The following is a 5,482-nucleotide window of genomic DNA, read 5'->3' as shown; positions in this document are numbered from 1 at the left end:
GGATAAGGGTCTGTTCTATGATACCGATGAGGGTACACCTCAAGGTGGAATAATATCTCCAACCTTGATGCTAATGACTCTCGCGGGAATAGAGCAACAAATAAAATCTACAGCTCTGAAAATGGGTGCTAGGGCCAACTTTATTGGTTATGCGGATGATTTCGTGGTCACCTGCTCTTCAAAGGAAGTGCTAGTGAACGATATCAAACCGTTGATTGCTGACTTTCTGGCAGAAAGAGGGTTAACCCTCTCCGAAGAGAAAACGAAGGTCACTCATATTGATGATGGCTTTGACTTTCTGGGTTTCAATCACAGGAAGTACAAAGGGAAATTGCTCATTAAACCGAGCAAATCTAACACGCTGTTATTCCTTAGAAATCTACGTGAACTTATTAAAAAGCACGCAACCATCCCTGTTAACGATCTTATCAAGTTGATAAATCCGAAACTTAGAGGGTGGGCGAATTACTATCGCCACTGTGTTGCTAAACAAGTATTCGGGTATGTCGGCCACAAACTATTTCAAGCGTTATGGCACTGGGCAGTTAGACGTCATCCAACCAAGTCCAAAGACTGGGTTGTTCATAAGTATTTTCTCAATCGTAAAGGCCAGTGGCAATTTCACGGTTGGCAGAAAATCATGGACATGGACTGTCACTTCAATCTGTTCCAAATAGCTAAAGTGCCCATCGAGCGACACGTAAAAATCAGGAATGCAGCGACCCCTTTTGACCCTCAATACCAAGAATATTTGGTGAAGAGAAAATCTAAAAGGCTAGCTCGTAACTCTTGGAAAGAGCCTGTCCCGACTGCGTTATAAGTTGCTGGGTATCAATGATGCCTTAGTGGAGGCTTGAGCCGTATGCAGTGAAAGTTGCACGTACGGTTCTTAGAGGGGCGGCACTTGGTAACAAGTGTCGTCTACTCGACAAAAGCTTGTTTCGATACCTACCAGTTTGATGTGATCACCAAGCGATTCTGTCGCCCCTAAGTTAGCCAAATTTAGCTCATGGTTGGTTCCTAGTTTTGTTAGGCGAACTTTTTCATAGTGCTCAACTCCATATTTCACATGAATTTTTTATACGTATTGAAATGCACTTGAGTTAGAGCAAGTTATGCCTTTAGGCGTTAATTATTGTGTATAATGTGCGAAATATATTAATTTTGAGATGGTCATCTTGGATCTTAATGACGAAGAACTTGCAATCAGGGACAGGGCAGTCATCTTTGCCAAGAAAAACAGGACTAAGATTTGTAGAAGGCTTACTGATAAAGCAGTCTACCTTCCAGAAGAGGCTCCTGTATCTGTTTTTATGAGTGGCTCTCCAGGGGCAGGGAAAACAGAATCATCTAAAGAATTAGTTGCTTCCATCTCTGATGGTCATGTGCAAGTTCTTCGCCTAGATCCTGATGACTTGCGCATTGAATTTGAAGATTACGATGGTTCGAATTCATACCTATTTCAGCGTGCAGTTGTTATTCTTGTTGAACGTTCGATGGACTATATCTTTAAGAATGGTCAGAGTTTTTTGTTAGACGGAACGTTATCAAGCTACCATGTAGCGGAAAAAAACATTCAAAGATCTTTAGACAAAGACAGAGATGTACTGATAATATTTGTGTATCAACGCCCTGAACTAGCATGGGAATTTGTTAACGCGAGAGAAAAAGTTGAAGGTCGAAAAATTCTCCCTGAACACTTCGTAGAACAATTCTTTGGTTCTCAGACAGTTATAGAGGCGTTGAAGGAAAAATTCGGTAAAAAGATCCAAGTCGACTTGTTGATGAAAGATAATGATGGCAGCACTAGAACTTATCATAGTAACGTTAGTAGCTTGAAACCTTATCTGAAACCGAATTATACTGTAGAAGAAGTAAACAAAATTGTGGGCATTTAAAGGTTGATAGGAGGCTTTATGTTTAATTTTAGCAGTAAGAAGGTTGCTTCATCACCATTGTCAAATTTTGTGAAGCGTACATCTTCAAGTGAAAAGAAAAAAGTTTATAAAAGAGTGATCGTCGCTGCTTCAGAGTCTCAAAACTCAACAATTGAGAAAGCCAAAGCAGTTGCATAATCGAATATGCTCTTGCTCATCAATTTTTTAAGCCGATTCAAACTAATACAGTTGAATCGGCTTTTTTACACCTATAACTTTAGCGTATGAACAAACAAAGGTATAACAATCGCTTAAGGTTCCAAGATACTTTTTCTAATCTGATAGAAACGGTTTAGTGCAGTGGTTGTAAATCATTTATATCCAAAAACGTTTTTAAAACTGATCAACCTTTGTGTGATCAGCTCTAGCATACTCTCCCTGGACAAAACCTATCTAGAGAGGGTTTAAAAGAGGTAATTGCCCCAATGTCTCGCCAGACCTAGCTTTGTCTTCTTGCTTGTAAGCCCCTTCGCTTGTATCGACAACAACATATTGAAATTCAAGAGGTTGGTGGATGTCTTCTTTCGTTAGAGAGTCGAGCTTGAGGTCTCCGGAAGCAAAGCGAGGGGGTTCAGATGGTTTCAAACTAGGAATCACCAAACAGTTCGCAACGTACCCAAAAAATTGGTCAACACTTAAGTGACCAGAAGCATGACTTTGAATACGTGTGATTAGACCAAATTTGGGCTTATGACTGTTCTTTTCGATTTGTCTTCTAGACATACCGCAATAAATCAGTTGTTCGCCATGCCAAATAGCAATAGATGCCAGCAGCAACTTTCGGGATATCAAAGATTACTTTCTACAACAAGCGTGTATTGCGAATAGATTAAAACTCAGCAGTCGCAAGTATAACGACACTTTGGATACGTAGAGCAACCATAAAAAGACATACCAGATTTAGCTCCTTGCTTAGCAACACGCATTACAAGCTTAGATTGGCAACTAGGGCAAATCATAGATTCGACGCCTGCCCTGTGTGTTTGGGGCGATATTGATGGTTTATTTTGAAAGCTGCGCCCATCTTCAATCATATGTACTAGTTCGCTGCCATTGACTAGCCACAGACGCTTATCTAGAGAAAAAGCGACAGCCTCAGAAGTAAAGCCTCCTGAAGTTACGATAATCATCTTACTGGCATTGTTCGCGATCATGACACCGTACATTTCCCTTAGAACTTGCACACCCACTTTGCGAGTTTTCCAATGCTTACATTGTACAAGGCTTAATTCACTATCTTTTGTAAGCCAAATATCAACACCGCCATCAGATTTTTGAGCGAAAGACTGTTTGACCGCATACCCTTGAGACTTAAAGTATTCTCCGATGTAACTTTCAAATTCGATCCAAGTCAGGTGATTTAGTGGGGAAGTATTCCTCTGAATTTTAATCTGATTGTTCGTCTTGAGATAGTTTCTTTTCCTCTGATATTGCTTGAAAAACGCTATCGGTGCGGGGAGAAGAAATAAGAACGTAAAATATGGAGCCATCAAGGGCAAGTTTGGAGCAATAGCTTCAAAGATGAAATTATTGCTATCCACGGCCAAGCTAGGCAATAGGTATGAAAGCCCAAAATAAATACAAGCAGAGAGTACTACGCTTAACCACCATGGAGCGTCCATTAAGTGCCATATGATTCCATCGTGTTTTCGTGCCATTTGAAGATTACCCGATAAGCGTTTAGATGCATTAAAACACAAGCGATAGATGATGGGTATAGTTTGTAAGGTGATATTTATCAGGATGATAGCTATTGATGAGCTAGGGCAGGGAAGGCAACGCTTGAAGTCGGATTCCTTGTTCGGAATCCGAACACTTCTAACTCATAATTGTCGAGTAGACGACATACTCAAGTCAAGATGACTGTGCCCACCAAGCGACTACAAACCAAAGCCTGCATGACATCAAATTTGGGAGTGAGCGGATTTTAAGGCACTTTCATGATAAATTTGCCAACATGATAAAATCGATTATCAACCTCCAATTTATATGAATGACCAACTAACCCCAATCAACAAAGACCATTTGAAAAAACTTATCCGAGCAGAACTGGAGCTAACATGGTTTGATAATAAATCAGCTAGCCCGGATATGTCTTGGGTTACTCCTACGGTGCTAAAAACATTGTTTACTGAGTTGATAACTCATACACGTGGTAATCAATCAAAGGCTGCTAGGATGTTGGGGATCAACAGGGGGAGTTTCAGCAAAAAATTAAACCAGATTACAAGTAATGAACTTGGATTGGTTGAAAGCCTATAGGTATATATCAGCCTATTAGGACACAGCAGAGGGCGCAGTCATTATTACCTTGAAAAACGCGGTAAGTCAGTAGCTTGGTCTACATTTACCCCCGTGAGATATCACGGGGTGCACAGCGAACAGCGTGATAAGAACGGATAACTTTTGGCAGGGTAAATCAACAGCTTAAAATTGCTTTTGTACAGGGCAAGGGTATTGCTCTTTGAGAGCGGCAACAAGGTAGCTTCCAATATCGACACCTATACCTGCTTCCCCATATTTTTTTAGATTAGGATCGCGTTTGAGCCTTTTGTCGATGATTGTCATCAAATCTTTGGTTCTCCAATTATCTAAGCTTTCGCGATTGATTGTATCTGTCATTGGTAAACAGTAGTCGATACGTTGGTTGCGAGCGTCTAAGCGAGTGGTATAAAGATCCGCTGTATAAGCAGCAACACGAACACCGATCATTAAAGCTTGATACTGAGGGCTATCGGGATTTTGATAGTGCTCAACGTAATAACGCATAGAGGCAGGGTTATGTTTACTGCCATACTTATCAATGTCTATCTCTTCTGCCGCTAAACTCCCAAAAGAACACCACATGGTTAAGCTTAAGACGCTCCATTTATTCATTGCTAATCCTCCATTTTTATAACTTAGTATATTACTAGGTCGTTACGACTTTTCACTTGGGTGTTGAATAATTAACCATTATTTATAGTTAAGGTCGGGTTTTATCCTCCTTCTGTGTTGGCTCCAAGGTGGAAGGTGGCTCAACACGTTTGCTGGTGCCCTCAAATTGTTCACGTGTCTCCTCCACGATTTGTGAGTGGTTGTCTGGGTTGTAATAACGCTCAGTGCCGCCGCGCTGTTCATGCTGCTCAATCACCGTTTGGCTGGTGTTGCCTAGAGCTGTACCTTTGTATTGTTCGCCCACCATCGTTTGCCACTCGGCTTGGGTCGGCTCAGGATTAAAGTTTTGTTCGTGCTCTTCTTGAGTGGGTACGCTGGCGAGCACAAAATCTTTAAACGTGTCGGTTGTTTTAAATGCTTCCCATTCATTCGCTCGAGATTGGCGAGAGTCATCATTATTGCCCGCTAGGATTTGTCGAGCTTTTCCTTCTTTATCAGCATATTTTTCCTCAACAAACGCTTGGAATGGCTTTTCCAGTTTCTCAGTTAGGCTCGCCACTTGACGATGCTCTTGGCTGTTGACTTGACTGAGCGTATCGACCTCTTGTTGAGCTTGTGTCGTGGACGTTATCAAGCCTTGCGTCTCACTAAAGTTCGCCGTAAAGCCA

The 5,482-nt window shown here is 41.4% G+C and carries 7 protein-coding genes and 1 pseudogene; 4 read left to right on the top strand and 4 right to left on the bottom strand.

What is annotated here, in order from left to right:
• The 3 genes from AB6E30_RS22325 to AB6E30_RS22315 all read left to right on the top strand — a co-directional run.
• Positions 1-820: group II intron maturase-specific domain-containing protein (locus tag AB6E30_RS22325; RefSeq protein WP_372105303.1), on the top strand; the 820-nt coding region annotated here is incomplete at its 5' end.
• Between the two features lie 349 nt (positions 821-1,169).
• Positions 1,170-1,898 carry a zeta toxin family protein gene (locus AB6E30_RS22320; RefSeq protein ID WP_017091786.1) on the top strand — a complete coding sequence of 243 codons (729 nt, stop codon included), beginning with the start codon at positions 1,170-1,172 and terminating at the stop codon, positions 1,896-1,898.
• 18 nt (positions 1,899-1,916) lie between these two features.
• Entirely contained in the window at positions 1,917-2,075 is a 159-nt protein-coding gene (locus tag AB6E30_RS22315; protein ID WP_016799988.1) for a hypothetical protein, read from the top strand.
• A gap of 255 nt (positions 2,076-2,330) precedes the next feature.
• Here AB6E30_RS22315 and AB6E30_RS22310 read toward each other — a convergent pair whose 3' ends face one another.
• Together AB6E30_RS22310 and AB6E30_RS22305 are read right to left on the bottom strand one after the other, a co-directional pair.
• Complete coding sequence (locus AB6E30_RS22310) at positions 2,331-2,660, bottom strand: hypothetical protein (RefSeq protein WP_241762566.1); 330 nt, start codon at positions 2,658-2,660, stop codon at positions 2,331-2,333.
• Between the two features lie 113 nt (positions 2,661-2,773).
• Positions 2,774-3,595, bottom strand: coding sequence for a restriction endonuclease (locus AB6E30_RS22305; protein WP_016799990.1), 822 nt, complete (start codon positions 3,593-3,595; stop codon positions 2,774-2,776).
• A 331-nt stretch (positions 3,596-3,926) separates the two neighbouring features.
• Between AB6E30_RS22305 and AB6E30_RS22300 the strand changes: the two genes are divergently transcribed.
• Positions 3,927-4,199 (top strand): helix-turn-helix domain-containing protein, encoded by a 273-nt coding sequence (locus tag AB6E30_RS22300; protein WP_372105301.1) that lies wholly within the window; start codon positions 3,927-3,929, stop codon positions 4,197-4,199.
• Positions 4,200-4,364: 165 nt separating this feature from the next.
• On the opposite strand, the gene AB6E30_RS22295 is transcribed toward AB6E30_RS22300, so the two are convergent.
• Both AB6E30_RS22295 and AB6E30_RS22290 read right to left on the bottom strand, forming a co-directional pair.
• Positions 4,365-4,814, bottom strand: coding sequence for a hypothetical protein (locus AB6E30_RS22295; protein WP_372105299.1), 450 nt, complete (start codon positions 4,812-4,814; stop codon positions 4,365-4,367).
• A gap of 88 nt (positions 4,815-4,902) precedes the next feature.
• Positions 4,903-5,482: pseudogene (locus AB6E30_RS22290) on the bottom strand (conjugal transfer protein TraG); the annotation flags it as partial.

It is taken from the genome of Vibrio sp. 10N.247.311.12, from assembly GCF_041467515.1.
In the GTDB taxonomy this organism is placed as follows: domain Bacteria; phylum Pseudomonadota; class Gammaproteobacteria; order Enterobacterales; family Vibrionaceae; genus Vibrio; species Vibrio crassostreae_C.
This window is presented reverse-complemented; position numbering and strand designations above follow the sequence as displayed.

What these genes read in the sequence shown, in the direction of transcription:
- AB6E30_RS22320 (WP_017091786.1), top strand. Translation starts at nt 1,170, where the DNA reads ATGGTCATCTTGGATCTTAATGACGAAGAACTTGCAATCAGGGACAGG.
- AB6E30_RS22315 (WP_016799988.1), top strand. Translation starts at nt 1,917, where the DNA reads ATGTTTAATTTTAGCAGTAAGAAGGTTGCTTCATCACCATTGTCAAAT.
- AB6E30_RS22310 (WP_241762566.1), bottom strand. Translation starts at nt 2,660, where the DNA reads ATGTCTAGAAGACAAATCGAAAAGAACAGTCATAAGCCCAAATTTGGT.
- AB6E30_RS22305 (WP_016799990.1), bottom strand. Translation starts at nt 3,595, where the DNA reads ATGGCACGAAAACACGATGGAATCATATGGCACTTAATGGACGCTCCA.
- AB6E30_RS22300 (WP_372105301.1), top strand. Translation starts at nt 3,927, where the DNA reads ATGAATGACCAACTAACCCCAATCAACAAAGACCATTTGAAAAAACTT.
- AB6E30_RS22295 (WP_372105299.1), bottom strand. Translation starts at nt 4,814, where the DNA reads ATGAATAAATGGAGCGTCTTAAGCTTAACCATGTGGTGTTCTTTTGGG.